At 30.7% G+C, this 18,448-nt stretch carries 18 protein-coding genes; 6 read left to right on the forward strand and 12 right to left on the reverse strand.

Annotated elements, in window-relative coordinates; genetic code table 11:
- The first annotated feature begins 188 nt into the window (after positions 1-188).
- Positions 189-1,196, forward strand: coding sequence for a DHH family phosphoesterase (locus tag ACXLDF_RS11860; protein ID WP_457558744.1), 1,008 nt, complete (start codon positions 189-191; stop codon positions 1,194-1,196).
- A 125-nt stretch (positions 1,197-1,321) separates the two neighbouring features.
- On the opposite strand, the gene ACXLDF_RS11865 is transcribed toward ACXLDF_RS11860, so the two are convergent.
- Positions 1,322-1,642, reverse strand: a complete 321-nt coding sequence (locus ACXLDF_RS11865; RefSeq protein WP_457558745.1) for a 4Fe-4S binding protein — start codon at positions 1,640-1,642, stop codon at positions 1,322-1,324.
- 427 nt (positions 1,643-2,069) lie between these two features.
- Here ACXLDF_RS11865 and ACXLDF_RS11870 point away from each other — a divergent pair, with 427 nt between their 5' ends.
- Positions 2,070-3,194: a DUF362 domain-containing protein gene (locus tag ACXLDF_RS11870; protein WP_457558746.1), complete on the forward strand. Its 1,125-nt coding sequence runs from the start codon at positions 2,070-2,072 to the stop codon at positions 3,192-3,194.
- A 107-nt stretch (positions 3,195-3,301) separates the two neighbouring features.
- Here the strand turns inward: ACXLDF_RS11870 and ACXLDF_RS11875 are convergent, their stop codons facing one another.
- Both ACXLDF_RS11875 and ACXLDF_RS11880 read right to left on the reverse strand, forming a co-directional pair.
- Positions 3,302-5,224, reverse strand: coding sequence for a GNAT family N-acetyltransferase (locus ACXLDF_RS11875; protein WP_457558747.1), 1,923 nt, complete (start codon positions 5,222-5,224; stop codon positions 3,302-3,304).
- 308 nt (positions 5,225-5,532) lie between these two features.
- Positions 5,533-5,847 (reverse strand): hypothetical protein, encoded by a 315-nt coding sequence (locus ACXLDF_RS11880; RefSeq protein ID WP_457558748.1) that lies wholly within the window; start codon positions 5,845-5,847, stop codon positions 5,533-5,535.
- Between the two features lie 420 nt (positions 5,848-6,267).
- Here ACXLDF_RS11880 and ACXLDF_RS11885 point away from each other — a divergent pair, with 420 nt between their 5' ends.
- From ACXLDF_RS11885 to ACXLDF_RS11895, 3 genes are all read left to right on the forward strand, one after another.
- Positions 6,268-7,401 (forward strand): LVIVD repeat-containing protein, encoded by a 1,134-nt coding sequence (locus ACXLDF_RS11885; RefSeq protein WP_457558749.1) that lies wholly within the window; start codon positions 6,268-6,270, stop codon positions 7,399-7,401.
- Between the two features lie 264 nt (positions 7,402-7,665).
- Positions 7,666-10,557 (forward strand): DNA mismatch repair protein MutS, encoded by a 2,892-nt coding sequence (gene mutS, locus ACXLDF_RS11890; RefSeq protein WP_457558750.1) that lies wholly within the window; start codon positions 7,666-7,668, stop codon positions 10,555-10,557.
- Between the two features lie 202 nt (positions 10,558-10,759).
- Positions 10,760-11,857 (forward strand): TRM11 family SAM-dependent methyltransferase, encoded by a 1,098-nt coding sequence (locus ACXLDF_RS11895; protein ID WP_457558751.1) that lies wholly within the window; start codon positions 10,760-10,762, stop codon positions 11,855-11,857.
- 267 nt (positions 11,858-12,124) lie between these two features.
- Here the strand turns inward: ACXLDF_RS11895 and ACXLDF_RS11900 are convergent, their stop codons facing one another.
- The 9 genes from ACXLDF_RS11900 to ACXLDF_RS11940 all read right to left on the reverse strand — a co-directional run bounded on the left by ACXLDF_RS11900 (position 12,125) and on the right by ACXLDF_RS11940 (position 16,969).
- Entirely contained in the window at positions 12,125-12,382 is a 258-nt protein-coding gene (locus ACXLDF_RS11900) for a transposase (RefSeq protein ID WP_457558752.1), read from the reverse strand.
- Positions 12,383-12,484: 102 nt separating this feature from the next.
- Positions 12,485-12,832, reverse strand: a complete 348-nt coding sequence (locus ACXLDF_RS11905) for a type II toxin-antitoxin system PemK/MazF family toxin (RefSeq protein ID WP_457558753.1) — start codon at positions 12,830-12,832, stop codon at positions 12,485-12,487.
- A 2-nt stretch (positions 12,833-12,834) separates the two neighbouring features.
- Entirely contained in the window at positions 12,835-13,074 is a 240-nt protein-coding gene (locus tag ACXLDF_RS11910) for a hypothetical protein (RefSeq protein WP_457558754.1), read from the reverse strand.
- 205 nt (positions 13,075-13,279) lie between these two features.
- Entirely contained in the window at positions 13,280-13,486 is a 207-nt protein-coding gene (locus ACXLDF_RS11915) for a hypothetical protein (protein ID WP_457558755.1), read from the reverse strand.
- 495 nt (positions 13,487-13,981) lie between these two features.
- A complete protein-coding gene (locus tag ACXLDF_RS11920; protein ID WP_457558756.1) occupies positions 13,982-14,137 on the reverse strand; it encodes a hypothetical protein in 156 nt (51 codons plus the stop codon).
- Between the two features lie 71 nt (positions 14,138-14,208).
- The gene (locus ACXLDF_RS11925; protein WP_457558757.1) at positions 14,209-14,583 is read right to left on the reverse strand and encodes a hypothetical protein; all 375 of its coding nucleotides are present in this window, start codon (positions 14,581-14,583) and stop codon (positions 14,209-14,211) included.
- 18 nt (positions 14,584-14,601) lie between these two features.
- Positions 14,602-15,114 carry a hypothetical protein gene (locus tag ACXLDF_RS11930; protein WP_457558758.1) on the reverse strand — a complete coding sequence of 171 codons (513 nt, stop codon included), beginning with the start codon at positions 15,112-15,114 and terminating at the stop codon, positions 14,602-14,604.
- 75 nt (positions 15,115-15,189) lie between these two features.
- Positions 15,190-15,990, reverse strand: a complete 801-nt coding sequence (locus ACXLDF_RS11935; protein ID WP_457558759.1) for a hypothetical protein — start codon at positions 15,988-15,990, stop codon at positions 15,190-15,192.
- Positions 15,962-16,969, reverse strand: a complete 1,008-nt coding sequence (locus tag ACXLDF_RS11940) for a DNA-processing protein DprA (protein WP_457558760.1) — start codon at positions 16,967-16,969, stop codon at positions 15,962-15,964. The genes ACXLDF_RS11935 and ACXLDF_RS11940 overlap by 29 nt, the downstream gene beginning before the upstream one ends.
- Before the next feature lie 711 nt (positions 16,970-17,680).
- Here ACXLDF_RS11940 and ACXLDF_RS11945 point away from each other — a divergent pair.
- A complete protein-coding gene (locus ACXLDF_RS11945) occupies positions 17,681-17,926 on the forward strand; it encodes a hypothetical protein (protein WP_457558761.1) in 246 nt (81 codons plus the stop codon).
- Positions 17,927-18,448 lie beyond the last annotated feature (522 nt).

Genomic DNA, 18,448 nt, shown 5'->3' on the forward strand with positions numbered 1-18,448 from the left:
TCTGTAATTTCTAGACTAATTTACACAATTAAATGATATTTGGATTAACAAAATTAACCAACTCCAAATTGATAGAAAATAAAGAAAGAGAAGTAATACCAATAAATAGCAAAAATTCTCACCAATTGTTAGAAATCATTAACCAGAATCTACTTAAAATTACAAACATAATTACTTATATAAGAAAAATGACTACCATTATAACTCATTTAGATGCAGATGGAGTGTGTTCTGCTTCCTTAATTCGAATGATTAAAGAATTTCACAATAGTTACGTTTATTTCAGTCATCCTGCTGGCTTATTACATGATTTACGCGTTATTCCAAAAGATGATTTAATTATATGTGATATTGCCTTAGATCAGCGAAGTTATCTTGAAGTTTTTCAGATTTTTGAAGAATTCACAAAAGAATACTCTATAACTTTTATCGATCACCATGCCCAACCAGAAGGTATACCAAATAAAGTGATAAATGTGCATGATCCCAATGTTTCGGCCACTGAATTAACATATCGTTATTTTTATCATCAATTACCAAAGAGAGCAGATTTAATTGCCTTGCTTGGTTCAATTTGTGATTACTTAGATGATAGTCCTTTAATGCAACGTTTGATGCATCATTATGAACGGCGTACACTCTTTTTAGATGCAGGTTTACTTGCTCAAGGTTTAAAGAAATATGGGAAGAAAGCCCATTATGAAAAATTGCGTGATTTAATTAAAGATTTTAGTAACGGAAAATCTCCATGTGATATTCCCGAATTGACTCAAGCAGCAATTACTGCAACAAAGTCGGATAATTCTAAGCGTTCTTTGATTCTTTCACTTTATCGCACCGAAAAAAACATTGCTTGGATTCAAGATCCTCCTTCCATGTCGTATTCTAAGATCGCTCATTGGATCATGGGTGATTCTGGAAAGCATCTTGGAATTGCCATTCGGACATTGAATTCAAAACGGTTATTGGTGGATATTACAATAAGGGGTTGGCGTAAAATAGATCTTCGAAAGTTTATTCCTACAATAGCAATGAAATTGGGAGGAAGTGCCGGTGGGCATGCAAATGCCGTAGGAGTGCGACTTCCTCAGAAAAATTGTCAACTTTTCTTGAGAATGTTGGATAATCATCCCATTTTTTCGACATTGGAGCCGATTGCCCAAATAGATGATTTAATCCCTCTCTCTTTTTTCTAAAAATTCCACTAATTTTTAAGAATCAATTTTACTATGATTATTATTTTCTTCTTTTTTCTTGATAAATTTCTTATCAAAAATTTTCTTTACTTTTTCATAGCCAACTTTACTGAATGGACACACTTTTATGCAAATACTGCAGCCATATTCTCAATAAAATGAGGAAAACATTTATCAATTTCGATATAATTCCGATATCTATTCTCTTCTTTAGGTTTTGGATCAAGAATTGCTGTACCTGGGCATGCACGCATACAAGCTTTGCATTTTTCACACCGCGAACCAATCCATGAATGCTCATTATCCTTTAATTCTGTAAAGGGAAGATTTTCAATAGACGTTAAAACTGCTGCTAATCGCATTCTGGGTCCAAATTCTGGTGAAATAACCAATCCTTGGTAACCAATCCACCCAATATTTGCATTCACCGCCAAAGGAACCAACATCACAACTCCACCTAAAGGATGAGCCGCTTGTGCACCATAACCCCGCTTTTGTAGAAAATGTGAGAATTTTTTGATGAAAATTACCCATGTGGCATTTGTCTAAAAGAATGTCCATTCAATATCATCGGTTATGATAAACTTTTCCAAATATATCAGGAAAAGCAATAGAGAACTTAATGATTCAGTTAGAATGGCTTTCAATGCCATCCTAAAATTTTTTGAAAGATTACCGTGGCGGAAATTTTGTTATAAAAAGGATGAAAAAAACTTATTCGCACCCGATACGTGGAAAATTAGGTAATTAAGTGAAGATCCAATTCTGCATGAACTACTTTTTATGAATTCATATCTTCTATTTGAAAAGAATTTATTAAGTATTAGGTTAAATGATAACAAGTAATCGGGAAATTAATCTTCGTGATGTTTTATGAGTAACACATCTATCAGTAAAGTTTTCTTCATCGGTCTTCAAACCAAAGAAAATGAAGATCAAATGCGTTTAAAGATTCAACGCCTCTTTGATCACGCTGGATTTGCATCCTTTTTAGAAAAAGGTGATTTAACTGCTGTAAAAGTACATTTCGGTGAACGCGGAAATTCTACTTTTATTCCCCCGTGGTTTGTGCGCGCTATCGTGAAAAAAATTCGTGAAACTGGAGCCAATCCCTTTATAACAGATACAAATACTCTCTACCGTGGAAAACGCCGTAATGCGGTTGATCATATTCATACTGCCATTCTTCATGGATTCACTTTTGCCACAGCTGATGCACCTGTAATCATTGCTGATGGTTTGACAGGTAAAAATTATGTGGATATACCTATTAACCAAAAACACTTCAAAACTGTGAAGATAGGTGCAGATTTAGTTCATGCGGATGCAATAATCGTCTCATCTCATTTTAAAGGACACATGATGGCAGGATTTGGGGGTGCTATTAAAAATATTGGAATGGGTGGTGCATCTGTTCAAGGAAAGAAAGAACAGCATAATGTTCGACCCCATTTACCTGAACCAGAAAAGTGTCAAGGATGTGGCATCTGTAAAATTCACTGTCCAGCGGACGCAATTGAAATTATTGATGGAAAATACACCGTCAATGAAGAATTATGCGTTGGATGTGGGGATTGCATTCGATACTGTCCAGAAAAGGCGTTAGAATTCAATTGGGAAAGTAATCTCTCTGATTTCACCGAAAGAATGACTGAATATGCATATGGATTTTGGAAAATTCATCAAAATAAGATTGGTTTTATTAATTTTGTATTAAATGTTACTCCAGAATGTGATTGTTATAATTTATCCGAAATCCCTATCGTGCAAGATATTGGAATTTTAGCTTCTACTGATCCAGTTGCATTAGACAAAGCATGTTATGATTTAGTCAATCAACAGCCTGGAAATCGCGCCTCACGAATGGAAAGTAATTTTAATCCAGGAGAAGATAAATTTCTCGGAGTCCATAAGGAGACTAAAGGAAATATTCAATTTTTATATGGTGAGCTGCTTGGTATGGGTACAACCCACTACGAGTTAATAGAAATTAAGTAATTTTTTATATATCTATAACATTTGTTGAAATTTTTACATATAGATTTTCAATATTTAAAAAAATAAAATTAATTGAAGGAAAAGTCGCAGTTAAGTGTTAAATATCCTTAATCCTTTTTTTTCTGTTTTAATGTATCAAATTTAGCAAAGAATTCAACGCTCTCGCCTTGACCTTGAAATACAACATTATACGGTAGATTTTTCAAAAGATGGATCATTGCATGGTTCTTCATTAAAACATCACCAGTTAATCCTAAAAAGCCCTTTTCTTGAGCAATTTCACATAATTTTAAGAGTATAAATTTCCCAATACCTAAATTGCGATATTCTTGGTCAACTGTTAAACCAATTTCAACCAAACCTGTATCTTTCTGTAAATAATATTCACCCATGGCAATTATGTTCTTTTCTTCAATGTTTCCTACAATTCCAACAATTACATACGAATTTTGGTAGTCACAGATTATTCGGGATTGTGTTAATGAATGATCGAATTTGCGAATAAACGTAAAAAATCTGGAAATTCTATCTTCTGGGCTTAATCGATAATAGAGATCTTGTATCTCACGTTCATCTGTAGGCTGGACTGCCCTAAAATGAATAGTTGAGCCATTTTTAGGGGAATAATTCCAGATTTTGTCAGGATAAATAACTACTACACCATCTTTTGTGGTGGGAATTTGTTGATCTTTATAAATTTTATTCATAGCTTTAGCTTGATCTAATAATTCTTGTCGAAATTTTGGATGGGCAATCCCTATCATCTGTAATATTCGTTCTCGAATTGTTTTCCCTCGTAAATAAGCAATACCATATTCAGTAATAACATAATGAACATCGATTGCTCGTAAACTTACAGGTTCAAAGTTTAGAAGTGGTAATATGCGCGATTTGCCTGATTTGGTGGTACTTGGTAAAGCAACGATACATTTTCCTCTTTCTGCTAAATTAGTACCTATCATAAAATCTGATTCGCCTCCAGTACCTTCAAATACTGTTGATTTTAAATCATTAGTTGCCTGTCCTAAGAGATCAACCTTTAAAGCACTGTAAATTGAACACATTTTGGTATTTCGGGCGATTCTTGTAATATTTACAATAAATTCTGTAGGATGAAATTGAATAAAGGGATTATTTGCAATAAAACGGTAAAAATGATTTGATCCTATAGCTAAAGTGGTCATAACCGTTGGATAGTAATTTTTTCTGCAGGTAATTACATCATTTTCAATAAGAGTCATTAAAGATTCGGGAAGCATTTCGCTGTAGACGGCTAAATTCTTTTTATTTAAAAGATATTTGGGTAAATGATTACAAATTTTCCCGATTCCAATGTTTAAAGTGGTTCCATTCTCTATTAATTGTGCCACGTATTGAGCAATTTTATCATTTGTTTCTGATTGTTCTTTTGTTTCTCCTTGATTTGTTATCTGATTTGAGTTATATTCTAATAAGGGTGCATCATGATAACAAAAATAATCGATTTGATCAAATCGAATAAAAGAATTTCCCATGGTTCGAGGCATTTGGGGATTTATTTGACAAATCACAATTCGGGCGATTTCAACCATAGTCTTATTAATATCTACATTAATACCCAAAGAACAATATCCATTTTCATCTGGAGGTGATATTTGTAAAAGAGCCACATCAATATAGATTCTTTGTCTTTTTCCCCGCAGCATTTTTGGAATCTCGGAAGAACTTATCGGTGTAAAATCACTATGGCCACGATTTATTGCATCTCGAAGTTTTTTTGAACCTACAATTGATAATGTATTGTGACGGAATGAAGTCGGTTTCAATTCGTTGAAAAATTCACGATTTGATACAGAAAAAAAATGCAGTATTTCACAATCTGACCAACGGTATGTATCTTTTGCTAATTCTTCAGTAAGATAAACAGGTTCTGAACATCCAGATCCGAAAAAAATACGAGATCCTGGTTTAATTATTTGCTCCAAATCACCTGGAGAAATTTCTTTGTCTTTATAAATAGTTCTCCAATTTTCCAAATCAAAATGCACCATAAGAAGATCACTTTATTGCAATACAGTGTAATCTGTAATCAACACCTATAAAATATTTAGTAAAGAGAATTTTCTATTGTATCAAAAATTTTGCAGAACATATGAGAAAATGCAGAGATGGGACTATATATTAGTATAGATAAGTATTTGCAAACGTATTCGCACTAATCTATTACAAAGACACAAATTTCTGGATTCATGGATATTTTAAAATGAAAGAATCATAATTCTTGTGAGTAAAAAAATAGCAATTACAATTTGAAAGAATGTACTTTTTATTCTAAAATGGAAATATTTCAACGTTTTATTTACAAATTTTTTATATATTCTGTTAATTCTTCCCAAGGCTCTTCAATTCTTGGAGTAGGGGCATTTGGAATTGAGTGTGTCTGATCTAATTTTCGACCTGTTTGATAGTAATGATAATCTACGATCAGAAGAAAGTACTGGTTAGATTGTTCAGAAAAATCAATTGCAAATCTTATTAATTCTAAAGCAATTTGCTTATCCCCTTTTTTAAATGCAAACCTTGCTGCATATCGGAGGGTTGAAACTAATGAATTTTTCGATTTTATTTTTATGGCTTGTTCTAAGCTTTTTTTAATTTGTGGGTCAATTTGCATTGATGAAATGTAAAACAAAAGTTCTAAAAAGTTTTATGAGTGCGAATAAGTCCTATCAATTTTTTCATCGCATTTAAATTATTAATTTTAAATCAAATTTTTCTGCAATACTTTCAATATCCAATTATTTTTTTAATCAAGTCTTTATTTCTAAAAATATGGTTAAGAATTTCACATTTCCATCATTTTTCTTTGAATTATTTACTCCTTTAACTTTAATTTAGTCTTTTTTCCTAAATATTATTTCGACAGATTTAAAATATAGATAGGTTTGAGTATTTTAGAAAATTCCATATTTGGTTTTCGAAAATTCTTTTATTTTTCGTATTCTACTATTATCTCTTATGAACCTAAAAAAAATGAAAAGAAAAAAATATCGATTCAATTAATTTAAAGTAGGAGAGGGAATTGTAAATAAATATGAAGAAATGGGTTAAAATCATATTAGTTATTCTCCCTATTTTGATTAGCTCAGGGCTTACTATTTATTATTTTTATGAAATTTCAAAGCCTTGGTATGTTTTTGAAAAAGCTGATGGGTTAACTGGCACATTTGACAGATCTCTCTTATTAAAAAATGGAAATAATGTATTTGTTGCGACAAATCAAAAAGAATTGGACATTTATCATTTATCTGAGAATAATAGCATTAGTTTTCATTCAAACGTAAAATTTAATGTTCCGCTTAATCAGAAAATCGCAATTGAAGAGAATTTTTTATATACTGCTAATAATAACTTATTCTATATTTATAATTTTACTAATTTCACCAATTATGGACAAGTTGGGAAAATAAATATTAGTACTTATATTTATGACTTTGAAATTAAAGGAGAAATTGTTTATCTTGTAAGTTCCTTTAATTTATATATTTTAAATATTACAAATCCCAGTAATATTACTATTGTTTCAAGATATAATGAAAATGGTCACTTTGCATATGGAAAACACACAATTGCATATTATGATGGTTTTCTGTATTTAACAGATACGATCAGGGGTTTACGTATAATAAATGTAACAGATCCAACTAATCCAGTTCAAGTTTCTCAATATATAGATTATATGATTGTATATGGTACTAAATATGCCGCTTCTGAAGTATCTGTTTCTGAAAAATATGTCGCTTTGCTTGATGGCAATCAAGGCTTAATCGTTTACCAAAGAATTACACCCGAGCATTTGTTATTTTTAGGTCATACATATGTTTCTTCATCTACAGTCAAAATGGAAATAAAAGGAAATTTTATTTATATCGCAGAAAAAAATCAAGGATTTAGACTGGTTTCAATTGCTGATCCAAGTGAACCTTATACTGAAACACTAATCTGTAATAATTCTATTTGCTATGATTTTATTTTGCTAGATCAAGATGCATTAGTATTGCAAGAAGACGAAATTGGTTATTATCAATTATTTTTAGGAGTTGGACCAAATCCTACTAGGAAAGCTATAGCAATTGATGTTATTACAGGATTTTTACAAGTTCTGGCTTACTTAGTTTTAGCTGTTGTGTTATTTATCCTTGTAAAAAGAAGTCGAATTTTGCAATAATTTTATAATTTTTTTTAATGTGATCTCAAGATCATTTTATTTCCAACTTTTTTATTAATTCTACTATTAATTCTATTGAAGAAAAATCTATTTAATCCAATTTCATTAATATATAAAAAGATAGATATGTATTGATTGGAGAAATAATTTATTAATCGATCAACACCCATCTTTATTTTATTTTCTCTCCATTAATGAAATATATTCAACAGAAATTCCAGAGATTTCTGAGGTCTTATTAAATAACAACGAAAGTTGAACTTTATGATCGCTTCAAAACCCGTTAAAGAAGAAAACTTAAGTGCTGAGGAACTATTTAAATCGGGAAAAATGCCCGAAATGATGCAACATTGGTATTCTATTCGCAAACAGTATCCCGAACATTTTTTACTCGCATACAGAATGGGTGATTTCTATGAATTTTTCTATGATGATGCAGTAAAAGTTTCAAAACTGCTTGGGTTAACCCTTACTAAACGGGGAAGCGGACCAAGTCGACATCCACTGGCTGGTATTCCACATAAAGCTACCCAACATTTTAAAAATTTAGTAAAACAAGGTCAAACGGTTATCATTGTTGAACAATTAGAAGATCCCAAAAAAGCCACAGGAAAAATCGTGAAAAGGGGGGTTGTACGAATTTTAAGTCCTGGAACCATAGTAGATAATCTTCTTTTAGATAGTGATATTCCCAATTTTATTTGTGCAATTCATCGAAGAAAACGAAATTATGGAGTGGCTTTACTCGATCTTTCCAGTGGTGATTTTTACACATCTGAATTTTATGGTAAACTGGCTTCTCGGGTAATGTGGGCGTGGATTAACCGATTTTCACCGGTAGAATGTGTTGTTTCTGATGAACTAGCTGGAGATTTTTCCTTTATGGAAGAATTTAATCAGAATTCTACCATGATTCTTAAGCAACATCCTTCTTATCATTTCCTTGAAGAAAATGCTTATGAAGTGCTTCGAAAACAATTCCATGTGGAGAATTTAGCTGCGTATGATCTTGAAGATAAACCACTTTCGATGACAGTTTGCGGTGCTTTACTCTCATTTGTTCAAGAAACTCAAAAAGAAGAAACATTAGCAAATATCTGCCGTGTGAAATATTATATCGACACAGATTTTATGTTTATCGATCAAACCAGCCAAAAAAATCTGGAATTAATCAAGAATCAAACAGATGGAGGCACTTATGGAACTATTTTTGATATTTTGAATCGTGCGAAGACTCCTATGGGCACACGTTTATTAAGACAGTGGATTGTTCAACCGTTGTTATCTAAAAATGAAATAGATAAAAGACTTGAAACGGTAGCGTTCTTTCTTTCAAATTATGATCTTTTTCAAGAATTTCGAAGTTATCTTAAGGAGATTGGTGATATCAGTCGACTCATCTCACGAATTAATTATTCAAGCACAGTTAATGCTCGAAATCTGTTAAACCTTGCTCAAGGTCTTAAGACTATTCAAGAAATTCAAAATCTTCTGTCTTCAGTTGAGAATTCTGAAATAAAGCGATTAGTCTCCAAACTTTCTGATTTTTCTTCGATTATATCATTAGTAGAATCTTCAATCCATCCAAACCCACCAACAACTATCACTGAAGGGCAGATAATTCGGGATGGATATAACTCACAAGTTGATGAATACAGAGATATTTTACATAACGGTAAGCAATGGGTTATCTCATTTGAAGAAGCTGAAAAACGCAAGTTAAATCTTAGTACAGGATTGAAAATTGGTTTTAATCGCGTATTAGGATATTTTGTTCAAATCACAAATAATGCTCTAAAAGGTATTTCGCTTCCTCAAGAATATGTTCAGCGTCAATCACTTAAATCATGCGTAAGATATGAAACTCCTCGATTAAAGGAAATGGAGATGAAAATTCTCTCCGCAGAAGAAAATCTTATGGATTTGGAATATGAAATATTTCAGCAAACACGTGAACATGTTATTCAATTTACTAAACAGATTCAAGAGAATGCTGAGGTTATCGCAATTTTAGATGTATTAAGTACTTTTGCAGATGTGGCTTTGACTTACAATTATAATCGCCCTATTCTAACCAATTCAGATAAGATCTTGATTAAACAAGGACGTCATCCTGTAATTGAATTTGTTAATAAGAAAGAACGCTTTGTTCCCAATGATCTTCTTCTTAATTCCGATTCGGAGCAAATATTAATTATTACAGGTCCAAATTGGAGTGGAAAATCTACATATCTACGACAAACGGCTTTGATTATAATTCTTGCTCAAATTGGTTGTTATGTTCCAGCAGAGGCTGCTGAAATTGGCATTGTAGATCGTATTTTTACCCGCATTGGTGCATCTGATGATCTTACAAGAGGACAAAGTACTTTTATGTTAGAAATGAATGAAATGGCTCAAATTCTTAATTATGCCACTAAAAATAGTTTGGTGATAATTGATGAACTCGGACGGGGAACAGGTACAGTTGATGGACAATCAATTGCGCAAGCTGTAATTGAGTATCTACATGATCATCATATTAAGACCCTGTTTTCAACTCATTTTCATCAATTAATAAACCTGCAACTTCCACGTATTCATAATTATCATTTTCGCATCCTAGAAAAGCCAGAATCTCATGAGCTGGTCTTTTTGCGACAGCTTACAAATGGAGGCACAGATAAAAGTTATGGTATCCATGTAGCAATGATGGCTGGTCTACCTACATCAGTAACTGACCGTGCATTTGAATTAATGGAAAGATCACTTCAAGAAGAATTAGTGGAGAAAAATAAGCTAATCGAAGAACAATCAAGCAAGATTAAAGGATATCAAAAGAATATTAAGCATAATATAAAGGATAAGGATCGTATGGAGATCATTTCATCTTCTCAATCCCATATTACAAAGACTAAGGTTGGAATTACAAATAATCCTCTTGCATCAGGTTCCAATGAATCTATTCTTGCTTCGCGTCCAAAAAATAATCGAAATGCTGTTAAACCAATTTCATCTCGAAAAGTAAAACAAATGACGTTATTTCCCACACGAAAAGTTGACGATTCTGAATTGGTAATCATGTTAAGATCTTTAGATTTAAATCATATGACCCCAATTGAAGCTTTTGAGACACTAATCAAACTAAAAAAGAAACTTCAAAATCTTGAAAAATAAAAATATTTCATGAATAAATAATATAATTAATCGCAAGTATAAGCAAATTAGTACAAAATGCAGTAAATTAATAGAATTTACTGCGATTTCTCGGTTTTAAGGTGATTTTGCGGAATTAATGATTATGGAAAAATAAGTGTTCTCGCATTTATCTTAAAATTGATATCCTTTATTTGAAAATACAAATTGGTGCCACAACTTTATGGTTTCAGCAGAAAATAAAAAAAATGATGCAATAAAAAACATATCCTTCACCTTGCATGAATTAAATTCAAAAATCTTGAAATCTCATGAATTGAAGGAAAACACTCCCAATTTATTAAAACAGAAAATTCCAGAATTACAAGAAAGTTTAGAAAGTGCGCTAGAATTATTCTCGCGATTGGATTTTGCTGGAACTGCTAAGATTTTTCGCAAATTAGCAAATGACTTGAAATTAATTCAAAACATGTGCTCTACTGAAGGAAAAATGCATCCGCGAAATACATTGAATGACTTAACAGGAAAACAGTGGTTACAACATACAAAAAGTTGGCTGATTGTCGATGGTCGCCCTAAAGATATATCTTTTGAAATTAAAAATCACCCTGCAAGTTATCCCCCTGCCTTAGCAGCTCATTTTATCGAGTTTTTTACTAAAAAGGGACAGTGGGTCTTTGATCCTTTTATGGGAATTGGAAGTACCGCAGAAGCTTGCATTATAACCCAACGAAATTGCTTCGGTATTGAATTAAATCCTGAATACGCAAGTTATACAAAAAAGAGGGTCAATCGATTGAAAAATGAGTTTTTCTCTTCTAAATGTATTGTTCAAATCGGTGATGCAAAGAATTCCGTTAAATTTTGGAAGAATGCAAGTCTACCACTCATAGATTTTCTTATTACTTCTCCCCCCTATTGGAATATTCTTCACACAACTCGAGGTGGGGTTAAATCTGCTTTGAAACAGCGCGTTGAAAAAGGATTAGATGAAATATACAGCAAAGATAAGGCTGATTTAGGGAATATTTTTGAATTAAATGAATATATCGATAAAATTGTAGAATATTTTACTAATTTTCGCCCTATGTTAAAACCTGGAGCATATTTAATGGTAATTGTTCAAAATTGTCGTCCTAAAGATGGTGAGATGGTTCCTTTGGCTTGGAAAATTGCAGAACGTTTAAAAAAGTCGTATATTCTAAGGCAAGAATTTATATGGTGTCAAGATCAGAAATTTTTGGGGATTTGGGGGTATCCGACGACCTATGTGAGCAATGTTCATCACCATTATTGTTTGGTTTTTCAAAATAAAAGTTGAGTGATTGTAATTCTGTAATTCCACAGAAATAATGAAAATCCCCCAAAATAAATGATTGGGTTCAAACACATTTGAACATCCCAGAAAAAGGAATTCAAACTAAATTTCTGATTATCTTGGGTGAAGCAGGCTTTTTTTTCTCAGCAAAAGCATCTCTGATAAGTTAAATGATGATTGCTATTGAATGGGTTCAAAATCAAGAAAATGAATCTTATATTAATTAAAGTTCCAAGCTTTCCATTCAATTTAGGCTAATTTGATTGAAAATCATGAAAGATTTAGGGTGTTTCTATTTGAATGGAGCGGATTCCTGAAACATCTTTTTATTAAATCATAGCTCTTGCTTCTCTCAACGGTTGGAATTACTCTACAGAATTTATCCATGCTCTGCCATTTTTGAAATCTCCTAAAATCGCCAAGCTCGAGCAGAATTGATAGAAAGGTTGAGGAACCAATTCCAAGAACATCTTGTAATCGCTGATAATAGTTCTTCAGTTCAAAATCTGCTAAGACCTCATTCTTCACCTCTCAAATGAGCATGAAGGTAGCAATATTTTAATTTAGAAGTAATGAGGAAAATAGAGGGGTTAGTGCATTTTCCTATCCATTTTTTATCATTTATATTGATTACAGGTTTAAATGTACTCTTAATGCATCGTTGATTTTTAATTGAAGTTCCTCATCAGAAAGCGAACCAATTAATTTGACAAGACGCTGTTTTGCAATTGTCCGGATTTGATGAACAAGAACAATAGAATCAGTTTTTAAGTTCGCTTTTCCTGCCAATAAGAGAACTTCATTGGGATAGATTACTCTTCCCTTCTTTAAACTTGTAATGGGTAGAATTGAGACCACAGGCATAAGTCTATTATAATTTTCATCACTTATCACTAAAACAGGATGGATTCCTTGTTGCTCAGAGCCAATGGTGGGATTTAAATCTGCATTAAATATTTCCCATTTCCAATTCATCATGATCACTCGTTATAGTCTGTATATTTGAAATCCTTGGTTATTTCTTCAATATCAGATAAGAAAAGGGGATCTTTGCTTGCATTTTCAAGCGCTTTTTTTATCTGCTCTTTTTTTATTCGCTTTAAGTGTTCTTGGAGTGCATTTCCAATTAAGCTACTCACAGATTTCGCAAAACCTTGTGCAACTGCATCTTTAGCTTGGATTAATAAATGTTCCTTTATATGAATTGTAACTTTTCCCATACTTTTTCCCCTATAATTTAAAGGTATTTATATCCATATAAATGTTATGGGAAAAAAACTTTTCTGGTTAATTTTGCTTTAAATGGTTTTTCATCAGTATGTAGTCATAGTTTTTAGTGTCTATTTCGTAAGACTTTCGTTCTAAAGTATAATTCGACACATTTTTGACTTTATAGAGGTTCACTTTTACAATTTCTTATTGATTTTAAATGTTGTTGGGAAAATATTCTCGATCGATGACACAAACCTTGATTTCTAACTCTATTCTTATTAACCAATCAGCAATTTTAATTATGAAAAGGATTATAGGTTCATGAAGTACTATGTGATGGCATCCGATAAAAAGAGATTTGTGAAGGCCATGAATCATTGCTCCATGATAGTGGCGTATTCTTCGCGTGCCTTTTACCATTTTGCTGTCTTTGATCGGTGAATCCCTGCGTTTTTCCCAAGATCTGAGATATGTAAGATCAAATTCAAGAACAACAGGATGGAATCTCCGATCTTTAAGAAAAACAAACTAAATCATCTTTTCGAATATGATACGATAAACTTCTTCAACATTCAAGATATTTTTAGTCTGCAATCAATCATTTATGGTTGTATGGTGCGAGAATGCACCGAATTTCCCCCTGTTATTATATTATAGGCTCTCAAAATCTAAGAATTTTTGGACTCATCGATTTAATTTCAGACATACGTGGTGAACTGGGGCCATTTTACTCCAAGATTAACACATTACTGCTAAAATATCATCTATGTACCATTTTCGGCCTTGTCGAGTCTTAGTAAGGTGGATCGCTATTCTAACTGAATTCGTAAGATTTTTGAAAAGTATCGAATTCAAAATTGAAAATTAAAACATTGGAAGTAGATATAGCAGGAAACATTACAAGAGCTCACACAATTAAATAATAAATCTAGTTGTTAAAGAATTATCGCTTATTTTTTGTGTTTCTTGGATATATGATTTGTATTTTAATATTTTTTTCTTGATTTGTGCTCTATTTTTGTTTAAATTTGAATATTTAGGTTCTTTAAATTCTATTTCTACTTTTTTCATTTTTTTCACTTTTGAATTTTTAATTTATATTCCTATAGAAATCATTTCATTTTACAATTCTAATATAACACTTAAGATTGATCTTCTTTTCCTGCCTGGTAACTCGCAATACTAATTATATATAAACCCCCTACAATTGAAATTCCTTTGAAGAGTTTCTTTAAATTATCTTGAATTCGATTTTTTCTTATTATGTCTCTTATTTGAGGCATAATCTCATCTAGGAATTCAGAAAATCCATATATTGATGTGGAATCAAATTTTATATAAATAAATTTTTCTGCCAAACCGGATAAATCGACATCATTATCTACAAATACAATTACTAATTTATTAAGAGTATATCCAATTGCAGTTTCAGCTTGAAGCCATTCAGTTGTTCTCCATCTTAAAACTCTTGCTAATTCATCTCTTTTTGTAGCAATTGCAAAGACAATGTCTGCCATTTCAATTTGAGATTTAATTTATAGAATTAGCTCAGTATCTGAATAATCCTTTTTTAATGGAGGAATTCCAACTGTATAATTTTGAAATCCCCATTTTGATATTTCATTTGATATAAAATCAGGTATCTGAGATTCATTTACTCTAACACTTCGGCTAATGAAGGCTCGATAAGTTTTTCCTAAGTTTATTTTTATATTTAATCGCGGAAATTCAATGTATTGCTCTGTTTCGGTATTATTTTCCAGTTTATTCCTAATATAAACTCTGAATCTAAAATAATGAACCTCCGGAATTTGTTTATCAATTTTAAGAAAAATTTTTCGAGTTATCATTCTAGGAAATAACCATATTTGTTTTGATAAAGTCTGATTTACTTCTTCAATATAAATACTATCATAATTTTCATGTATAATTTCAATATTCTTAATGAAATATTCTATATCTCTCTCTTTATTTATCAAAGTTAATGTAAACGGGTAAATATGATTAGTATGAAAGTAATTTTCTTCTAATTGGAAACTAATGTGCATTATATCTTAATAATTCATTTGCCTATATCAAAATACTTAATAAACATTTGATAAAATTGCCATTAATTATGAAAACTAATCGTAGTAGCCATAGATAGAATGATCTGTACGCCCTAGAGTAAAAACTTGGATTGATTGTACTTCTTTTTCAGAGAGTAATTGTGATATTATTCTTTTTGTTTCACCTTCACGAATATTTTCATCAATAAGAATAATTTTTTTATTCTCTAAATTTAAATTTAAAGGATTTAAACAATAACTCTTTTCATCATTTGATGTTCTTTGGACAATATCAGGAAGATGTATTATTTTAGATTTCTTTGCAAATTCTTTAGAAATTTCTTCTACTGAATTAAAAGAATACTTAGGTTTTGAGGGAACTGGAACAATAAAATCTGCTTCAATTGAATAATATTTTGAAAGATAGTAATAAAAGAAATTAGTCAAAATTCTTAATTGTTCTAATCTCCCATTTCTTATGAATGATTGTTTGGATTGAGTCAAATTTTTATTTTTCAGTTCATCTAAAGGTCCAGATTTTGAACTAAATATAATATCACTTAAAATAGGAAATGTAATATTACCATAGTATAATCTATCAATATTAAAGCAATTCCAAGGATAATATGGACCAAGACTGATTAATTTTCGATAACTCTGAGATGAATTTGTCCAAGGAAAAGATTCAATGGATTTCAAATCATAGAACCGAAAACATTGCTTAAAATCTCTATAAAACGATGGCTTATTAGATAGATAAAAACTCCCTTCAATTATTGGGATTTCACTAGATGATTCGTTATTTGAGAATTTGTATATCTTTCTTTTATAATTAAAGACACCATAATCAAATTGTATTGATTTTTGCGAATTCACTTATTTTTTTCACCCGTTTGCTATAATAATCCAATAAAATTAAATTTATATCATCTAAATTAGATAGATCATTTCTAATTTCAATTCCACCTTGTTTCTTGATCAATTTTGGAATATGTGAATTTTCATGAGACCAATCTTTTGGTTCTAAATAAAATACGGGCTTTTTTGCTTCTTTAGCAAATTTATACTGCCATTTTGTTCCTGATTTATAGTCTCCTTCAATAAAGATACTACCATTTGATAACAGAGCAGAGAAACGATTTCTAAGCTGTAAAGTCTTCTTTGTAACTCTTTTCCAAATTAGTCTTTGAGAGATAAATGCTCCATTTGTAACTACCTTTGAAATATATTTATTATTTTCTGGGGGATAAATATTTTCTACCCCTGAAGCAATAATTCCCAAATATCTACCATTTACTTTTGAAGCACCAATAAATCCTTCTATATCAATACCCTTTGCAAATCCATTAATTAAAGTATAGCTTTTCTTAGCAAAATATTCTGCAATCAGTCTGGTTTTTTTAATAGCATCTTCAGTAGGATTACGAGTTCCACAAATAGAATAAGATTTTAAATCCTGATTTAGAACCTTTCCTTTAATAAATACTAAATCTCTAGTTTTTTTATCTAAATCAAAGAAAATTAAGGGAATTTTTGCACTATAACCAGTAATGATATGAATTGAATGCTGGGAGCAAAATTTAACCATTTCTTCAATTTTGAGAAAATCTTGATCTGAATAATCAAAATTTAAAATATTATTGATTTTTGAGTAGTCATCAAATTTAATTTGTTTACCTCTAAGAAGAAAATGTTGAATTCTCTCCTTGTTAAGATTTTTGAAAGATGAAATGGTCATTTCTGGATTTTTAAATAATTCGATTAATCCGATTTTTGAGAAATTTAAAACCCTTAATAAATAGATATAATCCGCTAAATTCTGATTTTTATTTATAGTACTTAGGGTCAAATTCATCAATTCTCCTACAGATTTATTATTAATTAGATGGTATAGAATATTAATTTTCTAAAATATTTAAGAGAATTTCAATTTCCCATGACTGACTATAATCTGAATATTGTTCTACGAAATTTTGAAATATTTTTATAATTTTGTATGATATATTCCATATTATTACTCGAACGTGCGAAATTGAAACTTTACCTGCAGATAGATTTCAATCATCACTCAACATAAACTTATGAACTAAAATTTTTTCTGATACTATGACTATTTATTGTCTAAATGAAATTGAAGCAGAAAAAAGGTATGAATTAATATTTAATGGGCATATTACGAGTGTAAGAGATAATCTTTTGCAAATAATCTGTTTAACTTGTAGAAAATCGTTTTATCCATATACAAGTAGAAATTTTTAAGGTCTAAATGCAGATATTCGTATAATTTTCTTACAATCTTAAAAACAGGGACGATTTTGTGCAAAAGCTATATATAGGAAATTATAAGTAAAGAAATCAACCACATCTCAACTCTTTTAGGAGATTATTCAGGTAGTCTCAAAATTGATTAGAGATTCAAAAATCTTTAAGCAAAAGAGTCGACGAAATAATTGCTTATTCATTGATAAGACCTTTCTGAAAAGAGACTTTTCTAAAAATTGGGAAGAAAACATGGTATCTAATTGGGGGTGTTAGTGGAAATAATAAAATTATAGGTGTTAAGTTAATGAAAATACGGACAAAAGAAAATATTATCGACATTGTAAAAGATTGTGCTTGTCGATTGTTATATGACCTTCAATTCTTAGTATCGGATGGCTTTAAAGTAAATGTTGGCGTGGCCCGTGCTTTGAATAAAAATCTAACGCATATACGACATATTAATAAACCTCCTTACGGGAGAATCATAATTGAAGTCTTTTTCATAAAGAGCGAAAATGATACAAATTTTTCGAGCACTTTTTATTTTTAACCTATTTTTTCATAAATTATTTAAATAAAAATTAATTTTCAGTAAATTGTAAGATGCGAATTATAACTAAGGTCTTTTTCAAGAAGAAGTATAAGAAGTCTAAGAAGTAAAACCTATTTCATTCTAAAATTTTTGGAAATTCGCATCAAAATAAACCTTTCTCTTTAGCTGAATTTTACGTTTTCATGTTAGAACAAGCGATTTTTCATATATTTATAATGAAAGCTTCTCTCTGAAAATTCAATAATACGAAAATATTTGGGGTTAAAAAAAAGTTCTGGGATCCGAGTATTTTATTTAGATCGTTTTAAATTTATTTTGGATTGCATATATCGGTAAATTTTAGTAAGATTTAAATAAATCTGGCTCATTTAGAAATAATAGGATCTGAATTCAGATTCTCTCGCAAATTTATACCTGTAAAATTAAAAATTTAACTGAGTCTGATGTTGTCTATCGAAATCATTCTAAAAACCAAAAATTGGTTTAATATTTGCACTTTTGCTTTAGTTAAAGTTGAAA

The organism is Candidatus Harpocratesius sp., from assembly GCF_054039255.1.